The organism is Streptomyces sp. AA4, from assembly GCF_000158875.1.
GTDB lineage: Bacteria > Actinomycetota > Actinomycetes > Mycobacteriales > Pseudonocardiaceae > Amycolatopsis.
In genome coordinates, this window is the sequence record NZ_GG657746.1 from 3,700,115 (window position 1) to 3,722,035 (window position 21,921).

At 71.1% G+C, this 21,921-nt stretch carries 15 protein-coding genes and 1 pseudogene; 12 read left to right on the top strand and 4 right to left on the bottom strand.

Annotated elements, in window-relative coordinates; all coding sequences use genetic code 11:
* The 4 genes from SSMG_RS42460 to SSMG_RS17070 form a co-directional block, all read left to right on the top strand.
* A partial coding sequence (locus SSMG_RS42460; RefSeq protein ID WP_050788208.1) for an SDR family NAD(P)-dependent oxidoreductase occupies positions 1 to 4,165 on the top strand: 4,165 nt, incomplete at its 5' end.
* Positions 4,165 to 4,575 (top strand): thioesterase family protein, encoded by a 411-nt coding sequence (locus SSMG_RS17060; protein WP_037713964.1) that lies wholly within the window; start codon positions 4,165 to 4,167, stop codon positions 4,573 to 4,575. The genes SSMG_RS42460 and SSMG_RS17060, both read left to right, overlap by 1 nt.
* A gap of 9 nt (positions 4,576 to 4,584) precedes the next feature.
* Entirely contained in the window at positions 4,585 to 6,033 is a 1,449-nt protein-coding gene (locus SSMG_RS17065; protein ID WP_009077839.1) for an MFS transporter, read from the top strand.
* Positions 6,030 to 7,115, top strand: a complete 1,086-nt coding sequence (locus SSMG_RS17070; RefSeq protein WP_009077842.1) for a cobalamin-independent methionine synthase II family protein — start codon at positions 6,030 to 6,032, stop codon at positions 7,113 to 7,115. Before SSMG_RS17065 ends, SSMG_RS17070 begins: the two co-directional genes overlap by 4 nt.
* Here SSMG_RS17070 and SSMG_RS17075 read toward each other — a convergent pair.
* On the bottom strand, positions 7,106 to 7,801 hold the full coding sequence (locus SSMG_RS17075) for a DUF899 family protein (protein WP_037713966.1): 696 nt from the start codon (positions 7,799 to 7,801) through the stop codon (positions 7,106 to 7,108). The genes SSMG_RS17070 and SSMG_RS17075 overlap by 10 nt on opposite strands.
* Before the next feature lie 152 nt (positions 7,802 to 7,953).
* Here SSMG_RS17075 and SSMG_RS17080 point away from each other — a divergent pair.
* From SSMG_RS17080 to SSMG_RS17105, 6 genes and pseudogenes are all read left to right on the top strand, one after another.
* Positions 7,954 to 10,365 (top strand): annotated as a pseudogene (locus SSMG_RS17080) (ATP-dependent Clp protease ATP-binding subunit); the annotation flags it as partial.
* A gap of 258 nt (positions 10,366 to 10,623) precedes the next feature.
* Positions 10,624 to 11,835, top strand: a complete 1,212-nt coding sequence (locus SSMG_RS17085; RefSeq protein WP_234392835.1) for a DUF6004 family protein — start codon at positions 10,624 to 10,626, stop codon at positions 11,833 to 11,835.
* 134 nt (positions 11,836 to 11,969) lie between these two features.
* The gene (locus SSMG_RS17090; protein WP_009077850.1) at positions 11,970 to 12,830 is read left to right on the top strand and encodes a methyltransferase domain-containing protein; all 861 of its coding nucleotides are present in this window, start codon (positions 11,970 to 11,972) and stop codon (positions 12,828 to 12,830) included.
* Positions 12,830 to 13,468, top strand: a complete 639-nt coding sequence (locus tag SSMG_RS17095; RefSeq protein WP_009077853.1) for a hypothetical protein — start codon at positions 12,830 to 12,832, stop codon at positions 13,466 to 13,468. Before SSMG_RS17090 ends, SSMG_RS17095 begins: the two co-directional genes overlap by 1 nt.
* A complete protein-coding gene (locus SSMG_RS17100; RefSeq protein ID WP_009077855.1) occupies positions 13,461 to 14,720 on the top strand; it encodes a hypothetical protein in 1,260 nt (419 codons plus the stop codon). The genes SSMG_RS17095 and SSMG_RS17100 overlap by 8 nt, the downstream gene beginning before the upstream one ends.
* A 260-nt stretch (positions 14,721 to 14,980) precedes the next feature.
* A complete protein-coding gene (locus tag SSMG_RS17105; RefSeq protein WP_009077857.1) occupies positions 14,981 to 15,811 on the top strand; it encodes a metalloregulator ArsR/SmtB family transcription factor in 831 nt (276 codons plus the stop codon).
* Positions 15,812 to 15,826: 15 nt separating this feature from the next.
* On the opposite strand, the gene SSMG_RS17110 is transcribed toward SSMG_RS17105, so the two are convergent.
* A complete protein-coding gene (locus tag SSMG_RS17110) occupies positions 15,827 to 16,687 on the bottom strand; it encodes a class I SAM-dependent methyltransferase (protein WP_009077858.1) in 861 nt (286 codons plus the stop codon).
* A gap of 271 nt (positions 16,688 to 16,958) precedes the next feature.
* Between SSMG_RS17110 and SSMG_RS17115 the strand changes: the two genes are divergently transcribed.
* Positions 16,959 to 17,402, top strand: a complete 444-nt coding sequence (locus SSMG_RS17115; protein WP_009077860.1) for an SRPBCC domain-containing protein — start codon at positions 16,959 to 16,961, stop codon at positions 17,400 to 17,402.
* Positions 17,399 to 18,856 carry a DHA2 family efflux MFS transporter permease subunit gene (locus tag SSMG_RS17120; protein ID WP_009077862.1) on the top strand — a complete coding sequence of 486 codons (1,458 nt, stop codon included), beginning with the start codon at positions 17,399 to 17,401 and terminating at the stop codon, positions 18,854 to 18,856. Before SSMG_RS17115 ends, SSMG_RS17120 begins: the two co-directional genes overlap by 4 nt.
* Before the next feature lie 9 nt (positions 18,857 to 18,865).
* On the opposite strand, the gene SSMG_RS17125 is transcribed toward SSMG_RS17120, so the two are convergent.
* Both SSMG_RS17125 and SSMG_RS17130 read right to left on the bottom strand, forming a co-directional pair.
* Positions 18,866 to 20,554, bottom strand: coding sequence for an ABC transporter substrate-binding protein (locus SSMG_RS17125; RefSeq protein ID WP_009077863.1), 1,689 nt, complete (start codon positions 20,552 to 20,554; stop codon positions 18,866 to 18,868).
* Positions 20,551 to 21,864 (bottom strand): aminotransferase class V-fold PLP-dependent enzyme, encoded by a 1,314-nt coding sequence (locus tag SSMG_RS17130; RefSeq protein WP_009077865.1) that lies wholly within the window; start codon positions 21,862 to 21,864, stop codon positions 20,551 to 20,553. Before SSMG_RS17130 ends, SSMG_RS17125 begins: the two co-directional genes overlap by 4 nt.
* Positions 21,865 to 21,921: the final 57 nt, after the last annotated feature.

Below are 21,921 nucleotides of genomic sequence, written 5' to 3' on the forward strand. Positions count from 1 at the left end.
GCCCGCGGCGCTCGGCACGGTCAAAGCGAACATCGGGCACACCAAGGCCGCCGCCGGGGTGGCCGGGCTGATCAAGGCGGTGCTGGCGGTGGCCCACCGCGTGCTGCCGCCGACCACCGGTTGCGTGCGGCCGAACGAATTGCTGCGGGGAGCGCGGCTGCGGGTCCTCGACGAGCCCGAGCCGTGGACGGACCCGCTGCCGGTCGCGGGCGTGTCTTCGATGGGGTTCGGCGGCATCAACGCCCACGTCGTGCTCGAAGGAACGCGGGCGGAAGCTCCTCCGGTGCTCTCCGCGGGCGTGCGCCGCTGGTCCGCGCGGATCGGAGCGGCCGAGATCGTGTATCTCGGCGCCGGCGACAGCGCGGGGCTCGCGCGGCGGCTCGACGCGCTCGCGGGCACAGCGGTTCAGCTTTCCGCCGCGGAAGTCGGCGATCTGGCCGCGACCGCCTGGCGGACGAGCGGCGGGGGCGAAGGAGTACGAGCGGCGCTCGTGGCGCGTACGCCCGACGAACTCGCCTCGGCGGCACAGGCCGCCGCGAGGGCGGCCGCGGACTGGGACGGCGGTCTCCGCTTCGCCGAGCGCGAAGGCTATGCGCTGGGCGCCGGGCCGGCACCTCGCGTGGGGCTGCTGTTTCCCGGGCAGGCCGCACCCGTGCGGCCGACTCGGGCGCGCTGGGCGGAGCGGGTGACGTTCCCGCCGTTGCCCGGCGAGTTCACGGCCTCGGCCGACACTGCCGTCGCGCAGCCGGTGATCGTCTGGCAGTCGCTCGCGGCGCTGGCCTGGCTGCGGGAACTCGGCACCGTGGTCGACGCTGCCTGCGGACACAGTCTCGGCGAGCTGACGGCTTTGCACTGGGCAGGCGCGTGTTCGGCGGCGGAGGTGCTGGAGCTGGCGGCGGCGCGCGGCCGGATCATGGCCGAGTACGGCATCAGGAAGACCACCATGGCCGCGTTGGCCGTCGCGGCCGACGACGCGCGCCCGCTGCTGTCCGGCACCGACGTGGTGATCGCCGGGTACAACGCGCCCGAGCAGATCGTGGTGTCCGGCCCGGGGGAAGGGGTCCGGGCCGTCCTGGACCGGGCCGCGGCCGCGGGCGTGCGCGCCGTCGAGCTGGCCGTGTCGCACGGTTTCCACAGTCCCGCGATGCGTGCCGCGGAGGGTCCGCTGCGCGCCGCGCTCGGCGGCCTCGGCCAGCCGGTCCGTCCGGTGGTGTCGACCGTGACCGGCAAGGAGATTTCCGCGACCGCGGGCGGAATCCGCGAACTGCTGGTCGACCAGCTCACCCGGCCGGTGCTGTTCGCCGACGCGATCGCCGAACTGTCCCGCCGCTGCGAGCTGATGGTCGAAGCCGGTCCCGGCACGATGCTGACCGGTCTCGCCGCGGCGTGCGGAATCCGCGCGGTGAGCATGGACTGCGGCGGCGACGAGCGGCGGCACGCGTTCGCCACCGCCGTGCTCGCGGCCGCCGGGGCGGCGGACCTGGACCCGTGGTTCGCCGGGCGCGCGTTCCGGACCCTGCCGCTGGACGCCCGGCCCTCCTTCGTCGCGAACCCGTGCGAGACGCGGAAAGGATGGACGAGCGCGGCCGAGCTTCTGGCCGGGCCGCGCGACCGGGCCGGAAGCCCGGCCGAGCCGGCCCGCACCGAGCCCGTCCGCGGCGAAACCGACCCGCTGGCGGCGCTGACCGGGCACCTCGCCGCCGCGCTGGAACTCCCGCCCAGCGCGATCGCCCCGGACGCCACGCTGCTCGGCGATCTGCACCTGAACTCGTTGCAGGTGGTCCAGCTGGTCAGCAGCGTCGCGGAGGCGCTGGACCGGCAGCCGCCGGACACGCCCCTGTCGCTGGCCGACGCCACGGTCGGCGACGCGGCGCGGCTGCTGGCCGGGCTCTCCGGAGCCGGGAGCCGGACCGGGACCGTCGCGCCGATTCGCCCCTGGGTGCGGTCGTTCGAGCCGCGATGGGTGCCGTTCGAAGCGGGCGAACCCGCGCCGGTGCGCTGGGAGGTGCGGGCCGGCGCCGGGCACTGGCTGCACGAAGCGGCGGCCGAGGGCGAGGCTTCCGGGATCGCCGTGGCGCTGCGGACCGGAGCCGGGCCGGGCACGGTGGCGGCCCTGCTTCGCGAGATCGACGCCCGGCGCCCCCGGCATCTTTTCGTCGTCCACACCGGACACCCGGCGGCCGCGGGACTGGCCAGAAGCGTTTCGGCCGAAGCCGATCCGTGCTCGGTGACAGTCGTCGAGACGCGGGACGAGAACCAGCGGGTCGACCCGGCCGCGCTGGCCGGACACAACGGATACCTCGAACTCCGGTGCGAGCCGGACGGTTCTTTGCGGCGAGCGGTCATGGCGCCGTCGGCACGTTCCGGCGGCGCGCCGCTTCCGCTGGCGAAGGACGACGTCTGCCTGGTGACCGGGGGAGTTCGCGGGATCAGTGCGTACGTCGCCGCCGCGCTGGCCCGGCGAACCGGCTGCGTCCTCGTGCTGGCCGGCCGGACCCCGGCCCGGGACCCGGAGGTGGCGGAGGCGCTCGCCGCGCTGCCGGTCCCCGCGCACTACGTGTGCGCCGACGTCGCCGACCCCGCCGGGCTGGTGGAAGCCGCCGGCGGATTCGGCCCGGTGCGCGCGCTGATCCACGGCGCGGGAGTCAACGAACCGAAACTGATGGGCGACGTCAGCGGAGCGTCGCTGGCGGCGACCCTGCGCCCGAAGGTGTGCGGGCTGCGCGCGCTGCTGGACAAGCTGCCCGGCTTGCGGCTGGTGCTCGGGTTCGGTTCGATCATCGGCCGCCAGGGACTGGCCGGGCAGTCGGAGTACTGCGTCGCCAACGACTGGCTGCGCGTCGAACTGGAACGGTGGGCGGCCGGGCATCCGTCCTGCCGCACGCACGTCCTCGAATGGTCGTTGTGGGCGAAACTCGGCATGGGTGCGCGGATGGACGTGGTGGACGCCTTGCGCCGCCGCGGCGTCGAACCGATCGAACCCGAACTGGGCGTCCGTGCGCTGTTCGAGGTGCTGGCCGATCCGGGGGCGCCGTGCACGGTGCTGCTCGCCTCGCGGTTCCCGGCCAGCCCCACCCTCAGCGTCGGCGAGCCCGCGGCCATGGCCCGGTTCGCCGAGCGGACTCCGGCGCACGTGCCCGGCGTCGAGGCCGTGCTCGAAGCCGATCTGGCACTCGGCTCCGACCCGTATCTGGACGAGCACCGCATCGAGGGGATCCCGGTGCTCCCCGCGGTGGTCGGAATGGAGGCGATGGCGCAGGCGGCCTCGTTCGCGGGCGGCCCGGCGCGGCCGCTTTCGCTGCAGGACGTCGAGTTCCGCGCGCCGGTCACCGGCGAGCGCACCGTCCGCGTCCGCGCACTGTCCGAAGAGGACAGAGTGGACGTCGTGCTGTCCGACGACGCCGAGCGGTTCACCGCCAAGGTGCGGGCGGCCGGCCGCCGTCCGCCGGACCAGCCGGCCTCGCCGGTCGCCGCCGGTCGGGAAAACCCTTGGTACGGCAGTCTTTTCTTCCATTCGGGCCGGTTCCGGCGAGTGTCGGACTACGGGGAGCTGTCGGCGTTCCGGGTGCGGGCGCTGATCAATCCCGGCAAGCCCGGGCCGTGGTTCTCGCCGTTCCACAGCGGCAGCCTGGTGCTGGGCGATCCGGCCGCGCACGACGCGACCATCCACGCGCTGCTGGCCTGCGTTCCGCATCGGCGCGCACTGCCGGTCGGCGTGGCGCGGTTCAGCGTGTGGGCGGAGCCCTCCGGTCCGCTTGTCGTGCACGCGCGGGAAACCGGGCACACGGCGGACGAATACGAGTTCGACGCCGTGCTGGCGCGGCCGGACGGCGCCGCGGTCGCGCACTGGCAGGGGCTGAGGTTGCGGGCGACCGGAGAGCTTCCGTGGCCGGACGGGCTGCCCGCGCGTCTCGTCGGGCCTTGGCTGTCGCGGCGGCTGATCGAAACCGGGCTCGCCGACGACCTCGAGATCGTCACCTCGGGCGCCGGGCGGAACCTCGTCGCCGAGGTTTCGTCCGGCACGGTCACGGTTTCGGCCGGGACGGCGGCCGACCGGGAACTGGCGGCCGACGACTCCGGCGGGCGTCCGGTGATCACCGCCACGACGCGGGTGCTCGGGTTCCTGGAGCCGGTGAAGCTGACGATCGCCGCGGGGGGCCGGTGATGCGCGCTTTCCACCATCGCCACGTCGTCACGCTGGACGAGACGAACCTGGTCGGCAATGTGTACTTCGCGCACTACCTGCACTGGCAAGGCCACTGCCGGGAGCACTTCCTCGCCGCGCGCTCGCCGGGGGTGCTGAAAGCGCTGCAGGCAGGCGAACTGGCGATGGTGACAGTGTCGTGCTCGATGGACTACTACGCGGAATGCTTCGCGCTCGACGAGATCGACATCGCGATGACCCTGCGCGCCCAGAACGGGAACCGGATAGCGATGGACTTCGAGTTCCGGCGCGCCGGGCAGCTCGCCGCCCGGGGCGCCCAGTCGGTCGCCTGCGTGAAGCGGACCGGTTCCGAGGTGACGCCGGTCGAGATTCCGCCGGAACTGGCCGCCGCACTGCGACCCTACGGCTGAGGGAGACCAGTGTCCAAACCAGACTGGAGGTGGGCGGTCGCCGGGGGAACGGCGGTGGTGCTCGCCTGCTCGGTGATCGGCGTCGTGCGGGCGTTCGCCATGGACCCCGGCATGGCGATGCCGCAACCGGCTGCGCGAATGCCGTTGCAGGGCATGCCGTTGTCGGAGATGCCGGAGATGTTCGCGGCCGCCGCGGGACTGCTGCTCGTGATCGTGGGCACGGCCCTGCGGACCGGACGCCGGCCGCAGCCGCCGCCGGACGGCAAGCGACGCCTCTTCGTCGCCGTGATCGGGACGGCCGCGCTCACCGTCGACGTCAGCAAGACCTCCACTCTCGGGTTCGTGATCCCCGGCATGCGCGGCGAGTACGGACTGGACGCGAAAACCGCGTCGTTCCTCGCTGTCGCCGGACTGACCGGCACCGCGATCGGGGCGGTCGTCTTCGGCGTCCTCGCCGACCGCTGGGGCCGCCGCGGCAGCTACCTCGTCGCGACACTGGCCTTCGCGGCGACGAGCATGTGCGGTTCGATGCCGACGTTCGCCGGCAATGTCGTGATGTGCGCGCTCATGGGCACCTCAGTCGGGGGACTGGCCCCGCTGCTGATCGTCATGCTGACCGACGCGTTGCGCAGCAGCTCGCGAAGCTCCGCGGTGCTCGCGCTTTCCGTGCTGGCCAGCGCGGTCGGCTACCTCGTCGCGGCCGGTTCGGCGCTGTGGCTCGAACCGGTCTTCGGCTGGCGGGTGCTGTGGCTGATCGGCGCGCCGACCGGGCTGGCGCTCGCGGCGCTCACGCCGTGGGTGCCGGACCGGATCGCGGCGCGGTTCGACGCCGGGACCGCCGAACCAGTGCACGTCCGCGCGCTGGGCTCCGGTCTGCAACGGGGCTACGCGTTCCTGATCGGAGTGCTCACCTTCGGGCTGACGACGTGGGTGCCGAGCCTCGCGCGGTCCGGCGGGCTCACGGTGTCCGCGGCGAATCTGTGGTTGAGCGTGGCCGCGGTGGTGATGGTGCCCTGCGCGCTGCTGCTGACCTGGTGCCACCGGAGGTTCGGCCCGGTCCGGCTGAGCGCGGGGCTGGCCGCCGCCACGGCCGTGCTGCTGCTCGTGCTGACCGGGACCGGCGCGGTGTCGTCGATCGCGTGGGTGTGCGCCGGTGCGCTGGTCGCGGCTTTGTTCTCGGTCAACACGATGGCCGCGGTGTTCCTGCCGATCGCCGCGGATCTCGCCGATCCCGCCGGCCGGGGCCGGACGACCGGTGCGGTGTCCTTGTGCAACCGGCTGGGCGGGCTCTGCGGGCCGCTGCTGATCGCGGCGTTCGTCTACTCGGCGTCGGACGTCCTGGTCGCGGTGGCGGCGCTCGCGTTGTGTTCGGCTGTGGCCGCGTGCTGGATCGGCAGACGGCAACGGATCGCGCTCCGGGAAACGGCGCGACTGGACGGAGAGGCAGGCCCCCGATGACACCGCAGATCCCGACCGAGCCGATCGGCAGCATTCCCCGGCCGGACTACCTGGTGCGCGGCTTGCGCGCGTTCGCGGAGGGGGAGATCGGGCAGCGGCGGCTGGACCAGCTTCGGGAAACCGCCCTCGCGGACACCCTGGAACGGTTCGAGGCCACCGGATCCCCGGTGGTCACCGACGGCGAGCAGGCCAAACCGAGCTTCGTGACCTATCCGCTGGACGGGCTGCATGCCCTCGCCCCGGACGGAGCGGTCATCCCCTTCGCGGACGGGCACACGCGGCAGCTGCCGCGGCTGACCGCCGGCCCGTTCGCCTACCAGGTGTACGCCGACGAATACCTGCGAGCGGCGAGGGAACGCACCCGGCGACCGGTGAAGCAAGCGGTGATCGCCCCGTCGGCGCTGAGCCTGCTCTATCCCGAGACGGGGATCGCGGGCTACTCGCGGGAAGACTTCCTCGAGGATCTCGCCTACGGGAGCGAGGCCGACATCCGGCGGTGCCTCGACGCCGGCGCGGAGACGGTTCAGCTCGATTTCACCGAAGGCAGGCTCTCCCTCAAACTTGACCCGTCCGGCGGTCTGCTGCGCTCGTTCGTCGAACTCAACAACCGGGTGCTGGACCGGTTTTCGCCCGGGGAACGGGAGCGGATCGGAGTGCACAGCTGCCCCGGCGGCGACCTCGATTCCACCCACAGCCTCGATGTCGGATACGCCGCGCTCCTCCCGGCCTTGTTCAGCCTGCGCGCCGGGAAGTTCTATGTCGCGCTCGCCGGCGAGCCCGGGCGCCGGGAGGTGCTGGCGGAGATCGCCCGGCACCGCCGGGACGGGCAGCGCGTGTTCGTCGGGGTCACGGATCCGCTCGACCCGCGCGTCGAGACCGCGGGGGAGGTGTGCGACCGGGTGCTCGAAGCGGCCGAGCATCTTCCGGTCGAGTGTCTCGGCACCTGCGACGATTGCGGATTCGCTCCCTTCGCCGACGACGCGTCGACCTCCCGCGACATCGCGTTCGGCAAGATCGCCGCGCGAGTGCGCGGAACCGCGCTGGCGGCCGACGCCCTCCGGCTGGCGTCCGGTCAGGCGTAGTCGTTTCCGGCGTACCACTCGCCGCGGCCGCCGGGGAGGAGATCGAGCACGTTCCAGACCGGGGAGAGCAGGTCGATGCCGCGCTGGCTGTCGTCGAGGAAGTTCGCCGGCAGCGAGTAGAAATGCCGCACGGCTTCGCCTTCGGCGGTGAATACGCTGATCATCGGCCGCTGGTCGCCGTTCGCGCGTTCGGCGTGGAGATCAGCGTTGAACGAAGTGCCGTGACTGGACAGGATCCGCAGCCCGGACCAGCCGCGGCGCGCCGCCCACGCCCGGAGTTTGGGCAGCGGCGCCTTGCCGATCACCGCGAAGCCGGCGTGCTGCGCGAGGTGGTGCGTCACGCCCCGGAAACCGTCTACCCACATCGAGCACATGGGGCACGCCTCGTCGTCGTCCGGGTGGAACATCAGGTGGTAGACCACGAGCGTGCGGTGCTCGCCGAACAGCTCGCGCAGGGCAGTTTCCCGCACCGGCTCCGCGCGGCCGAGATCCGCCGGGCCTTCCGCGAAGGAGTACCGGCCGAGCACGCGCCCCGGCGGCATGCGGCGCCGGGCGGCCGCGACCTCCTCGATCCGGTCGCGCAGGGCCCGCTCCGCCTTCGCCAGCTCCATGCGGGCGGCGACGTACTCCTCGCTCGCGCCCGCGGGCCACATCGGTTCGACGGTCTTCGGTTCGGCCTCGCTCATGGGTGCCGGTCTCCCCTCCGGATCGGTCGGGCGAACGGGACCACCGTAGAACCGCCCGGCCGTGCGGCTCAAGGCGCGCGGAGGCTTGTTTCTCCTAGGGAGAGCATTACTATTGGAAATTAAAGCGACCAGCCTGCGCGGAGGGAGTGCGCATGTTTGAGAGGTTCACCGACCGCGCGAGGCGGGTGGTCGTCCTGGCCCAGGAAGAGGCCCGGATGCTCAACCACAACTACATCGGCACCGAGCACATCCTTTTGGGTCTGATCCACGAGGGTGAGGGTGTCGCCGCCAAGGCGCTGGAGTCGCTGGGCATCGCCCTCGAGGGCGTGCGCCAGCAGGTCGAGGAGATCATCGGCCAGGGTCAGCAGGCGCCGAGCGGGCACATCCCGTTCACGCCGCGGGCGAAGAAGGTGCTGGAGCTGTCGCTGCGGGAGGCGCTGCAGCTGGGCCACAACTACATCGGCACGGAGCACATCCTGCTGGGCCTGATCCGCGAGGGCGAGGGTGTGGCGGCGCAGGTGCTGGTGAAGCTGGGCGCGGACCTGAACCGGGTGCGCCAGCAGGTGCTGCAGCTGCTGTCGGGCTACCAGACCGGGGAGAAGTCCACCGAGAGCGGTTCGGGCCGGGGCGAGGGCACGCCGTCGTCGTCGCTGGTGCTCGACCAGTTCGGCCGCAACATGACCGTGCTGGCCCGCGAGGGCAAGCTGGACCCGGTCATCGGGCGCGGCAAGGAGATCGAGCGGGTCATGCAGGTGCTGTCCCGCCGGACGAAGAACAACCCGGTGCTGATCGGCGAGCCGGGCGTCGGCAAGACCGCCGTCGTGGAGGGCCTGGCGCAGAGCATCGTCAAGGGCGAGGTGCCCGAGACGCTCAAGGACAAGCAGCTCTACACCCTGGACCTGGGTTCGCTGGTCGCCGGTTCGCGCTACCGCGGCGATTTCGAAGAGCGGCTGAAGAAGGTGCTCAAGGAGATCAAGACCCGCGGCGACATCATCCTGTTCATCGACGAGCTGCACACGCTCGTGGGCGCGGGCGCGGCCGAGGGCGCGATCGACGCGGCGTCGATCCTGAAGCCGATGCTGGCGCGGGGCGAGCTGCAGACGATCGGCGCGACCACGCTCGAGGAGTACCGCAAGTACATCGAGAAGGACGCGGCGCTGGAGCGCCGGTTCCAGCCGATCCAGGTGGGCGAGCCGTCGCTGGAGCACACGATCGAGATCCTGAAGGGGCTGCGCGACCGGTACGAGGCGCACCACCGCGTCTCGATCACGGATTCGGCGCTGGTCGCGGCGGCGACGCTGGCCGACCGCTACATCAACGACCGGTTCCTGCCGGACAAGGCGATCGACCTGATCGACGAGGCCGGGGCGCGGATGCGGATCCGCCGGATGACCGCTCCGCCGGACCTGCGCGAGTTCGACGAGAAGATCGCCGACGTGCGCCGGGACAAGGAGTCCGCGATCGACGCGCAGGACTTCGAGCGGGCCGCGCGGCTGCGCGACGAGGAGAAGCAGCTCCTCGGCCAGAAGGGCGAGCGCGAGAAGCAGTGGAAGGACGGCGACCTCGACGTCGTCGCCGAGGTGGACGACGAGCAGATCGCGGAGGTGCTGGCCAACTGGACCGGCATCCCGGTGTTCAAGCTCACCGAGGAGGAGACCACCCGGCTGCTGCGCATGGAGGACGAGCTCCACAAGCGCATCATCGGCCAGGAGGACGCGGTCAAGGCCGTCTCGCAGGCGATCCGCCGGACGCGGGCGGGCCTGAAGGACCCGAAGCGCCCGTCGGGGTCGTTCATCTTCGCCGGCCCGTCCGGTGTGGGTAAGACGGAGCTGTCGAAGGCGCTGGCGTCGTTCCTGTTCGGCGAGGACGACGCGCTGATCCAGATCGACATGGGCGAGTTCCACGACCGCTACACCGCCTCGCGGCTGTTCGGCGCCCCTCCGGGCTACGTCGGCTACGAGGAGGGCGGGCAGCTGACCGAGAAGGTGCGGCGCAAGCCGTTCTCGGTGGTGCTGTTCGACGAGATCGAGAAGGCGCACCAGGAGATCTACAACACGCTCCTGCAGGTGCTGGAGGACGGTCGCCTGACCGACGGGCAGGGCCGGACGGTCGATTTCAAGAACACCGTGCTGATCTTCACCTCGAACCTGGGGACCTCGGACATCTCGAAGTCCGTGAGCCTCGGCTTCTCCTCCGGAGCGGATTCGACGAACCGCTACGAGAAGATGAAGCAGAAGGTCAACGAGGAAATGAAGAAGCATTTCCGCCCGGAGTTCCTGAACCGGATCGACGACATCATCGTGTTCCACCAGCTCAACCAGGAACAGATCATCCAGATGGTGGATCTGATGATCGGCCGGGTCGAGACGCAGCTCAAGGCCAAGGACATGGAGATCGAGCTGACCGAGAAGGCGAAGGCGCTGCTGGCCAAGCGCGGCTTCGACCCGGTCCTCGGCGCCCGGCCGCTGCGCCGCACGATCCAGCGCGAGATCGAGGACCAGCTGTCGGAGAAGATCCTGTTCGGCGAGGTCGAGCCGGGCCAGATCATCGTGGTCGACGTCGAAGGCTGGAGCGGCAACACCGACGACCGCGACGACGAGGCGGACCTGGTCTTCCGGGCGGGCGGCCGGGTTGTCTCGCTGACCTGAAAATACCGGGAAACGCATTCCGCGCGACGCCTGGGCGGGCCGCGCGGAATCGTCGTGCCCGGCGGAAATCCGCGCTTCTGCGCCGGCGGCGGAAACCGAGGCGAAACTCATTGACTCAATGCTTAAGAAATATATAGTGAGATCGTCGACTCAACTACCGCACAGACGCTGGAGGTGTCTGGATTGAGTGCTCTCAAGGAGAACTACGAGTCGCTGAACCTGGAGCCGAAGCCCATCCGCCCGCACATCCTCGCCGCGGCGACCGTGGCGTTCGGGGACGACTACTACAACGGGCGCAAGGAAACGATCAACCTTTCCGGCTTCGTCCAGTTGAACAAGTGGCCGATGCCCGGCTTCGAGCACCGCGTGGACGAGAAGGGCTACGCCGAGTTCGAGACCGAGCTGATCTCCGCTCCCGAGGTCGGCATCAAGGGGTTCAGCTACGAGCTGGACGACCGCATCCAGGTGCTGTCCAACCCGTTCCTGCCCAACACCGGGCACGTGCGGCAGATCGTTCCCGGCAAGAACTTCCCCGCGGAGTTCTACATCCGGCGCTTCGGCATCCTGGAGTCGAGCACGCTGCGCCTGGCGCACCGCGACGTGATCGACATCCACGGCGTCGTGGACCGCGTGCCGCCGTTCATCAAGCCGCTGCAGAGCCCGTACCTCGGCACGCCGCGCGGCGACGGCCCGTTCGACGTCGTGCCCTCGCCGAACGTCGCGCGCGGCACCACGCTGCCCGAGGCCTGGTACCCGGCCAACGACGAGAACGAGCCGGTGGGCGACACGCCGACCATGTTCTTCCTGCCGAGCGCGGGACCGTGCATGTCGATGCTGGTCGACCCCTCGATGATCATGCAGGTCTCGCTCGAGGGCCAGGCCACGCTCGAGGTCGGCGGCAAGGAGGTCAAGATCGACCTGGCCGGCGACTACAAGAAGGCGGCGGGCAGCGAGATCCTGCTGTTCGGGCCGGACAAGCACGACCAGGGCACCGGCGTGCTGGCGCAGATCTCCCGCATCGCGGTGACCGGCCGCTGCGCCGAGCTCGGCGGCCGCGTGATGCTGCGGGTGAGCTGGCCGAAGCCGTCCGGCGGCACGCTCGGCGAAGGCAGCGAGGACAGCCTCAGCCGGGTGCGCTACCCGAGCGAACTGCACGTCGACACCGAGTTCGAACTGGTCACCGCGGACGGCGCGCTGTACGCGTCGAACCCGGTGCACGTGTTCGGCAAGATGGCCACGATGGAGGCGACCGGCACCGAACTGCAGATGAACGGGGCCGACGCCGCACTGGTCACCGTGGCCGACGAGGTCAAGGCGAGGCTGACCGGCCTCAAGCTGGTCATGCGGGACGCGTTCGTCGGCGAGCACGCGGCCGTCAACGTCTGAGCGCGCGCACTTCCCCGGGCGGGTGAAGCTCGCCGCCGCCCGCCCGGGTGGGGTAACTTGTGTTATCGATAGTGAAATCGGCACTCGTCCCTTTCCGTCGAGAAGGGGACGGGCGCCGGTGCCGGGAGGCGGCCGTGGATCAGCGATTGCTGCTCATGCACCAGGCGATGCTGGCCGATCGGCCGCGGATGCGCGCGTACGACCGGGCGCTGGCGCGGACGGTCGAACCCGGAGCGGTGGTGGCCGACGTCGGCGCGGGCACTTTGGCGTTGTCGCTGCTCGCCTTGGAACACGGGGCGGGGCACGTGTACGCCGTCGAGGCCGATCCGGAAACGGCCGCGCTCGCCGAACGGATCGTCGCCGACAACGACCTCAAGGAAAAGGTCACGCTGATCCAGGGCGACGCCCGGGTCGCGAAACTGCCGAGGAAGGCCGATGTCGTCGTCTCGGAGATGATGGGCAACCTCGGCCCGGAAGAAGACATGAGCCGGGTCCTCGAGGTCTTCGCGCGGAGGAACCTGCGCCCCGGCGGGAAGATCGTTCCGCGCGGCGTCACCACCACCCTCGCCGCGCTCGAATTCGACGACGAGGGCTGGGGGATCTGGAATTCCGGATTCCGCGGCTACCGTCTCGACGCCGTCCGCGAATTCGCCGAGCAGCGCGCGCAGCTGCATTTCTTCCAGCGGGAACCGCGGCTGCTTTCCGAAGCCGTCCCGATCGCGGACGAAGTGCGCCTCGGCATCGTCCGGTCCGGCGAACTGCACGCGGTGCTCGGCTATTTCACCGCGGACCTCGCCGAAGGCGTTTCCCTGTCGAACTTCCCGTCCTACCCCGGCTGCAACTGGGCGGTCTGGATCTGGCCGCTGCGCCACTCGCCGGTCGCCGCGGGCGATGCGGTCCGCGTGCGGGTGCGCCGCCCGGCGGAGCGCGCGCACGCGCGGCTGGCCACGGAATGGCGGCTGGACTGCGCGATTTCCCGCCGAAAGGGGGAGTGATGCCGTTCGCCGTCGGCACGGTCCGCGACCTTCCGGTGCGGGCGCTGAAACTGTGCGGGCTCACCTGGTCCGGCGAAGTGCTGTGGTTCTCCGAAGGCGTGCTGAACCGGATCACTTCGGTGGACCCGGTCAGCGGCGAGGCCGGGCAGCATCTCGCTTGTCCCGGCGTGCGCACCGACCTGACCACGATGTCCGGCCGCCTGGTCCAGGTGGCCGGGGAAGCGCGGGCGCTGCGGGTGCTCGACCCCGCCGACGGCTCGGTGGTGACCGAGCTGCGGAACCCGCGTCCGGGCGGACTGCTGTGCGGGCTGGAAGCGACCCAGCACGGGGTCTGGTTCGGCTACGAGGACCGCCGGATCGTCGATCTGCGCGACGCGGCGGACCTGTCGCTGATCGACAGCTTCCCGGTCCGCCACCCGCCGGCCGGCGTCACCGTGACGGACGACTTCCTCGCCTACGCCGACTACCGGGGCGGCACCATCAACCTCGTCGATCTCGGCAGCCGCCGCGAGGTCGCCCGGTACGACGCGCCGGGCAACCCGACCGGCCTGACCTGGGACGGCAGCCGGATCTGGTACTGCGACCACACGACGCTGCAGCTGCGGGCGATCGAACTGCCGGGCATCAGCCATGCGTGAAGCGGCGCGGTACCACGAAGCCGTCCGCGAATACCTGCTCGTCGCGCTGAGCCTCGGCGAGCTGGCCGAGGGGTTCGTCGACTGCTGGTACGGCGATCCGCGCCTGTCCCGCCGGGCGGCGGCCGAGGGCCCGGTGAATCCGGCCGATCTCGCCGCGCGGGCGGACCGGCTGCGGTCGAGGCTGCCGGACACGGACCTTTCGCTGCTCCGGCAAGGGTTCCTCGACGCGCAACTCGCGGCGATGGCGTGCACGGCGCGGCGGCTGGCCGGCGAGCCGGTCCCGTTCCGGGACGAGGTGCGGACCTGCTTCGGCGTGGACCCGGAACCCGGCGACCCGGACCGGTACGCCGACGTGCACCGGGCGATTTCGCGGCTGCTGCCCGGTTCCGGCGGACTCCGCCGGCGGATCGAGGAGTTCTACGCGCGCAATCTCGTGCCGCCGGACCGGTTCGGCCGCGCCGTGCGAGCGGTTTCGGACCAGCTCCGCGCGCGGGCCGTGCCGCTGTTCGGCCTGCCCGCCGGGGAACGGGTCGAGTACGAGATCGTCCACGACAAGCCGTGGAACGCGTTCAACCGGTACCTGGGCGGCTTCCGGTCCGCGGTCGCGCTCGACGCCGAAGCGGGCGGCACGATCGCGGCGCTGCCGCTGATCCCGGCGCACGAGTCGTATCCAGGGCACCACACCGAACATTGCCGCAAGGAAGCGGTGCTGGTGGACCAGTTCGGCTGGGACGAACACAGGGTCGCAGTGGTGAACACTCCGCAGTGCCTGGTAGCGGAAGGAACCGCCGAACTCGGGGTGCGCGTTCTGCTCGGGACCGGCTGGGGAGAGTGGACCGCGGAACTCCTTGCGGCGGAACGGATCACGATCGACGGCGCGCTTGTCGAGGCCGTGACGGACCTCGTCCGGCAGTTGCTGCCGGTGCGACAGGACGCCGCCGTCCTGCTGCACGACCGCGGCGCCGATCCGGACGACGTGACCGGCTATCTCGAACGCTGGCTGCTGCTGCCCGCGGATCGCGCCGCGCGACTGGCCCGGTTCGCGGCGGACCCGCTCTGGCGCGCCTACTCCGTCACGTACCCGGAGGGATCGCGGCTGGTCGCGGCGTGGCTGGCCGCCCGGCCGCCGGAAGTCTCGCCGGCCGAACGGTTCCGGATCCTGCTCGACGAGGCCGTGCTGCCGTCTCGGCTGGCCGCGGAAGCGGCCGCGGCCGGGTGCTCGCCGGTCAGTCCTTCGACCGTTCGGCGGTGATCCGCGTGTTCGCTCGCTGCCGATTCGCCCGGGCCGTCAAGGGCACTTGATGCCGGGCCGTCCCGCGAACCGCGGCAGGGGGCGGACCGCGACCCGCGAGATGTGCCGGTCGCGACCCTCCATAATGGACTGGACGGTCCTACCCGGCGCACCCCGGATCAGCTCGGCGCGACAGCCGGGGGCCAGGCCGCCTTGACTGGCACCCCGCGGGTTGCCTAATGTCGAGTTCGTGACTGCACCTTTGCCCGGCGGGTAACGAGATGGACGACGTTTTCAGGGCGCTCGCGGATCCGAGCAGGCGGCGCCTGCTCGACCGGCTGAACCACCGGAACGGGCAGAACCTCCGCGAACTGTGCGACGGCCTCGGGATGAGCAGGCAGGCGGTCACCAAGCACCTGCTGGTGCTGCAGGAAACGAACCTCGTGACGACCGCGCGCCGGGGCCGCGAGAAGCTGCACTATCTCAATGTCGCCCCCATCAACGACATCGCCGAGCGCTGGATCGACCGGTACGACCGGGAGCGGGCCGGTCTGCTGTCCGACCTCAAACGCGCGCTGGAAGGAAACCGCATGCCGCAAGACCCGTTCGTCTACGTCACCTACATCGAGACCACTCCGGAACAGTTGTGGCAGGCGTTGACGACTCCCGCCTTCATCGCCCGGTATTTCCAGGGCGGTCCCGAATCGTCGTGGACCGAGGGAGCGCCGGTGCGGTGGCGGACGTCCCCCGGCGGGGAGCCGGCGGACCTCGGGCAGCGCGTGCTCGTGGCCGAGCCGTGCCGCAGGCTCGCCTACACCTGGCACAACTATCCGCCGGAGGCGGCCGAAGCGTTCGGCTGGTCCGAAGAGGCGTTCGCGCGGCGGCGGCGCGAAGCGATCACCCAGGTCACCTTCGACCTCGAACCGGTCGGTTCCGCCGTGCGGCTGACCGTGACGCACGACGGATTCGAAGGCCGGACCGCGATGTACGAATCGGTCAGCAAGGGCTGGCCGGAAATCGTCTCGAACCTCAAGACGCTGCTGGAGACCGGCGACACGCTGTCGCTGCCCGCCGACAGCCGGACGATCGAAGCCGCTGCGCGCGAGAGGTGAAGGCGCTCGGCCGCCTCATCGCTCGGCGCGGATGAGCAGGTTGCCGCTCGGCATGGCGACGACGCCGTCCGCGGCCGCGTAGGGCTCGGCGGCTTCGGCCACGGCGTCCCAGATCTCCGGAGCGTCCTCGTCGCCGAACGTCTCGCGAATCATGCCGAGCATCCCCGGCGGCGTGATGGCACGGGTGAATTCAACGTAACGGCGCGTCGAGGCGAGCCGGAACCGCACGACGGTCCCGGACACCGAGACGGCGCGGAACCCGGCCGCGACCAGCTGCTCGCGCACCTCGCCGGCATCCGCCATCGCGAACGGCCCCGGCGCGCCGGCCGGCGGGGCGGCCAGGCCGAGCTTCGCGGCGAACACGGCGCCGCCGAGCGCCATCATCGGCGCGGACTCCGCCGGGCCCCAGACCGCGGCGGCCAGCACCCCGCCCGGCGAGAGGAGTTCGCGCAGCGAACGAAACAGCTTGCCCGGTTCCGCCGAGAACATCAGGCCCCAGCGGCTCAGCGCCACGTCGAACGAGGCCGGCGGCAGGTCGAGCGCGTCGAGGTCGGCCTCGGCGAACTCGATCCCGGTGCGACCGCCCGCCCGCTTCCGCGCGGCGGCGACCATGCCGGGAGCGAGGTCGATGCCGAGCACCCGCCCCTCCGGTCCGGCGAGACCGGCGGCGGCCAACGCGAGATCCCCGGCTCCGCACGCGAGATCGAGCACCCGGTGCCCGGCCCGGACATCCCCGAGCCCCAACAGCTTCTCGCTCAATTCCGCCGCGCCCTCGGCGAATTCGGGCGGCAGCGCGCTCCAGTTGTCCGTGACCGTGTCCCAGAACGATCGCTGAGCGTTCTTGAACTTCACGATGTCGAACCCCGGTGCGGACATGACGCGTTCCCTTCGGGCCGTGGAGCCGCTTAAACTATACGTTAAGTAAGTTAGCTGGGTGTCGCGAGATTGACGGTCGACGGTTCCCGCTCACGGCAACAGGCATTCGTGGCGGCGATAACGCACGCGACCGGCGAACGGCTGCACCTAAATGAAGCGAGAGCACGTTCGCGGGCACGAGTCGGCCATCGGGAGGATAGGCAACCTGCAGGTTGCGTGAAATGCCGGGCGTGTGCCACGCTGGGGTCCCCACACACGGAAGGCATCCACCATGGACAACAACCGGATCGAACGCGAAATCGTGGTCGAGGCTCCGCCGGAGCGGGTCTGGTCGCTGGTGGCGCGGCCGGGTTTCTGGGTTGCGGACCTGCCGGACGCGGAATGCGAGCTGAAGCCTGGCGCGCTGGCCGTGCCGAGGCACGAGGAGCGAGGGTCGTTCCCCGTGCGGGTCGAGCACGTACGGCCGGAGACCGAGGTCTCGTACCGGTGGGCGAGCACGTTTCCCGGCGAGGAGCCGCGCGAGGGGAACTCCACGCTGATCGAAATCACCGTGCTGCGCGAACGCGAGCACACCCGCGTTCGCGTCGTGGAGAGCGGGTTCGCCGAGCTGGACAGCGAGGAAGACCGCCGCCTCGAATCGCTGCGGGGCAACATCGAAGGGTGGGACCACGAGCTCGGCGCGCTGCGCGAGCGCGCGGAGCAACCGGTCGCGTGAGCGGCGGGACAGGCGTGGCGCGGACGGAGGCGGACGGCACGCGGCTGGGCGGCCCGCTGATCCGGCTCGCCTTGGTCATGCTGCTCGGCGGGTTCCTGCCGATGGTCGACGCGACCATCGTCAATGTCGGCATGAACAGCTTCGCCGGCCACTTCGAGGTCGCGCTCACCACGATCGAATGGGTCACCACCGGCTACCTGCTCGCCGTGTCGGTGTCGGCGCCGGTCGCGGGCTGGGCCGTCGACCGCTTCGGAGGGAAGGCGGTGTGGCTGCTGGCGCTCGGGCTGTTCCTCGGCGGATCCGCGCTGTGCGCGTCGGCGTGGTCGCCCGGCGCCCTGATCGGTTTCCGGGTGCTGCAAGGGTTCGGCGGCGGGATGCTGGAGCCGGTCATGATGACGGTGCTCGGCCGGGAGGCGGGACAGCGGCGGGCGGGCAAGCTGGTCGGGCTGCTCGCGCTCGTGCTGAACCTGGGCCCGGTGCTCGGCCCGGTCGTCGGCGGCCTGCTCCTGCAGTATCTCGGCTGGCAGTGGCTGTTCCTGGTCAATCTGCCGCTCGGGCTGGCCGCGTTCGTGCTGGCACTGCCGCTGGTGCCGGCCGGGCATCCGGAGGCGGACCGGCGTCCGGTCGACATCGCGGGCATCGCGTTGCTGTGCCCGGGGTTCGCGGCCGTCGAGTACGGCCTGGCGCAAGCCGCGGGCGGCGGGTTCGGCGCGACGCCGGTCGTCGCCGGTCTCGTCCTCGGCGTTCTGCTTCTCGGCGGGTACGCGGCGCACGCGCTGCGCGCCGCGAATCCGCTGATCGACATCCGGCTGTTCGCCAGCCGCGGGTTCGCCGCCAGCGTCGTGGTGATCTTCCTGGCCGGCGGCGCGTTGTTCGGCGCGTTGTTCCTGATCCCGCTGTACTACCAGCAGGTGCGCCAGCACGGCCTAGTGGAGACCGGGCTGCTGCTGGCCCCGCTCGGGCTGGGCACGCTGCTGAGCATGCCGGTCGCGGCGAAACTGTCCGAAAAGGCGGGCGCGAACAGGCTGGTCCCGCTCGGCGGGGTGCTGGTGGTCGCCTGCATCGGCGTCTACACCCAGGCGGGAACGACGACGAACGAGGCGTGGCTCGCCGCGTGCCTGTTCGTCTTCGGCATCGGGTTCGGCCTGGTCGGCGCTCCCACGGTAGCCTCGATTTTCCGTTCGGTGCCGCCGAAATCGGTTTCGAGCGCGACCGGCTCGCTGTTCGTGGTCAACCAGATCGGCGCGTCGCTGACGGTCGCGGTCGTGGCCTTGGTGGTGCAGCACGGCAAGGCGACGGGCAGCGAGACGGCGGTTTCGGGCACCTTCGGCGCCGCGTTCTGGTGGATGTGCGGCCTCGCCGCGGTCGGTGCGGTGTGCGGGCTCGGGCTGCCGGGCCGGCCGGCGGCGCCCGAGACGGCCGCGGAAGCACCGGAAACCGCCCGGCAGCCGTGATCCGGCGGGTCACCGGGACGGTGCGAGGCGTACCCGCGAAAGGTCGAGGGTGTAGCCGGCGGCGGGCAGGACGCCGTCCGGCCGCACCCTGTCCGCGTGCAGTTGCGGCGAACGCGGTTTCCGGAACAGCAGCGGGACGACCGCGACGTCCGCGAGCACCCGGCGCTCGGCGGCCTGCCAGTGCTCCCGTGCTCGCGCCGGTTCCGCGACCGCGCTGAGCGCCTGGTCGACAAGGCGGTCGAAGGCGGGTTCGCTGTAGAGACCGTGGTTCCCGGTGCCGGGCGAGTCGTTGGTCTCGAACATCGTCTGCAAGAAGACGCGGCTGCCGGCGCCGGGCCACGCGGGAGCGCGGGACGCGAGCGCGAGGTCCCAGCGGCCGGCGCGGGCCTCGTCCGGGTTGCCGAGCAGGCGGAGGAAATCGTGGTTCGGCAAGGCATCCCACTCGACAGCGATGCCCACAGCGGCGAGATCGTGCGCACAGGAGCGCGCGATCGCCATCGACAGCGGATCGTCGGAGTGGACGCCGCGCAGGGACAGACGTTCGCCGCGGGAAGCCGCGGCGAGCGCGGCACGGCTCTTTTCGGCGTCGCCGCGAGCGCCAGGCGACCCCTGCGGGTCCGGCTCGTGGCGAATGCCGTCGCCGGGAGGCACGACCCGGTCCGCGATCAGCGCGGCGGTGCCGGGGCGGTGCTTGTCGTGAATGTCGAGCACGGCGGTCTTGTCGAGGGCGCACGCGATGGCGAACCGCACGCCCCGCTCGCGAATCGCGCCGCCGGAGTTCGGGCTGCGCAGGTTGAAAACCAGGTACGGGTCCAGCGCGTAGCCCGGTTCGGCGTCGATCGTCCTCGACGGGTCGGCAGCCGCACCGTCCCACGCCAGATCCGCGGTCCCGGACCGGATGCGGGCCTCGATCTCGGCGGGCGCGGCGCGCTCGGACACGACCTCGAGCACGTCGACGCCTTGGCCGCGGATCGGGTCGGTTTCCGGTGCCCAGCGGGGATTCCGGCCGAGGCGGATCCGTTCGCCGGGCCGGAACTCCACTACGCGGTAAGGGCCGTTGGAGCGGAGGTGGCACCGCAGTCCGGGGCTACCCGGGACGTAAGCGTCGTACTCCGCGGGAGCCGGTGCGGCGCACGGCAGCGCCATCAGGTGCGCGAAGTCGAGCGCGGGCCTGGTCAGCTCGATCACGAGGCTCTCGTCGTCAAGCGCGAACACGCCGGGGATGTCGTGGCTGTTCTGGTAATCGGCGAGATCGCGTGCGGTGGGGTCGCCCGGACCGAACGCGTCGCGGTACCCGGCGCAGAACTCCGCCATGCCGCGGATCGTGCTCGTGAAGCAGGGCAGCGCGGCCGGCCGGTGCACGGGATTGCCGAGTCTCTTCAGCCCGCGGACCACGTCGTGCGAGGTGACCGGGCGGGGCGGGACGGTGTCCCAGAAGACTCCGGGACGCAGGTGGACGACGTTGTTGACGTGCCGCGCCCCCATCCCGGTGTTGTACGTGGACGGGATGTCCGCGGCCAGGTCCGGCAGCGGCGCGATCGCCTGCCAGTTCCGGAGATCCGGTTCGGCGCGGTAGCCGAACAGGCAGCGGGCGAACAGCCGGGTGAGCTGGCGGGTGCTGTCGTGGTGCGCGGTCGCCGGATCCAGGTCGTCCACAACGGACGGTCCGACGAGGCGCAACGTCGCGGAGCCGGTCACGAGAGCTCGTCCGCGAGCCGGGCCATCACCGCGACCGCCCGGTCGATCTCGGCGCGGGTGTTGAACAGATGGGTCGTGATCCGCGCGGCGTAATGCTGGTGCGGGGAACCGGGAACGTCGAACTCGGTCCACCGGGTCCAGATCCGGTGCTCCTGTTCGAGCCGGTCGGTGAAGGCCGCGAACTTCTTGATGTTCCACGCGGATTCGCGGTCGCGGAACGGGTGGAAGGCGATCAGCGGCGACCGCAGGCGCTTGTCCGCCCCCGGCGAATACAGGGCGTCCTGGCCGAACGTCTCCGCGAGACGGCCGCGCGCGTAGTCGGCGAGGTCCATGATGTGGCGTTCGATCCTGGCTCGGCCGATGTCGTCGAACAGTTCGCACGCCTTGGCGAGCGCCGCGCCCCTGGCGATGCTCGCGCTGCCCGCGACCTGGACGTAGAGAGCCGTGTCGTCGCTGGCGACCGAGGTCGTGGTGCGCGGAGGCGGGCTGCCGACGATGGGGTACCAGGTCGAGATGACCGGCCAGAACGTCGGCAGCGGGAGCGGGTTGTGCTCCGGGAAGACTTTGTTGCGCAGGTACAGCAGGCCGGTGCCGAGCGGGCCGCACTGGAATTTCGAGCCGGAGCAGGCCATGAAGTCGACCCCGAGTTCGCGCAGGTTGCAGTCGAGCATGCCCGGCAGCAACGCGCCGTCGACCACGGTGGTCAATCCGTGCCGCTGCGCGAGTTCGCACAGCGCGCGCATCGGCATCAGGGTTCCGGTGAACAGGGTGACCGCCGCGAACGACAGCACCTTCGTCCTCTGCGTGATCGCCTCCGCGAACAGTTCGACGATCTCTTCGGCACGGACGTCGTACCCGGTCGGCGGGGTGATCACCTTGACCCGGACGCCGAAGCGGTTGCGGAGCAGGTTGAAGTTGGACAGCACGGAATAGCACTCGTGGCTGGTGGTGACGACCTCGTCGCCCTCGCGCAGATCGAGACCCTGGATGATGCGCGCGACGCCTTCGGTCGCGTTGTGGCAGATGACCATCTCGTCGAGGTCCACGCCGAACGCGCGCGCGATGGCGGTGCGGTGCTCGACGTAGCCGGAGGGCTTGTAGACGTCCGCCAGCCCGCCGGTCCATTCCCGCGTGACCCGGTCGACGGTGTCGAGCACCTCGTAGGGCATCGCGCCGACCGTGCCGGTGTTGAGGTGGATGGTCGCGGGATCGAGCGCGAAGAGCTTCCGGATGTCCTCCCACGAGGCGGTCCGAAGCGGCGGGAGCTGGGCCGCCGTGACCGGTCGGCCGGATTCCAGGAGCTGGCTCACGAGTACTCCCTCGTTCGGATGCGGAAACGCCGATAATACTTTAAAAACAGATGGTAA

What these genes read in the sequence shown, in the direction of transcription:
- SSMG_RS17105 (WP_009077857.1), top strand. Translation starts at nt 14,981, where the DNA reads ATGGACGACGTTTTCAGGGCGCTCGCGGATCCGAGCAGGCGGCGCCTG.
- SSMG_RS17115 (WP_009077860.1), top strand. Translation starts at nt 16,959, where the DNA reads ATGGACAACAACCGGATCGAACGCGAAATCGTGGTCGAGGCTCCGCCG.
- SSMG_RS17100 (WP_009077855.1), top strand. Translation starts at nt 13,461, where the DNA reads ATGCGTGAAGCGGCGCGGTACCACGAAGCCGTCCGCGAATACCTGCTC.
- SSMG_RS17070 (WP_009077842.1), top strand. Translation starts at nt 6,030, where the DNA reads ATGACACCGCAGATCCCGACCGAGCCGATCGGCAGCATTCCCCGGCCG.
- SSMG_RS17110 (WP_009077858.1), bottom strand. Translation starts at nt 16,687, where the DNA reads ATGTCCGCACCGGGGTTCGACATCGTGAAGTTCAAGAACGCTCAGCGA.
- SSMG_RS17060 (WP_037713964.1), top strand. Translation starts at nt 4,165, where the DNA reads ATGCGCGCTTTCCACCATCGCCACGTCGTCACGCTGGACGAGACGAAC.
- SSMG_RS17095 (WP_009077853.1), top strand. Translation starts at nt 12,830, where the DNA reads ATGCCGTTCGCCGTCGGCACGGTCCGCGACCTTCCGGTGCGGGCGCTG.
- SSMG_RS17075 (WP_037713966.1), bottom strand. Translation starts at nt 7,801, where the DNA reads ATGAGCGAGGCCGAACCGAAGACCGTCGAACCGATGTGGCCCGCGGGC.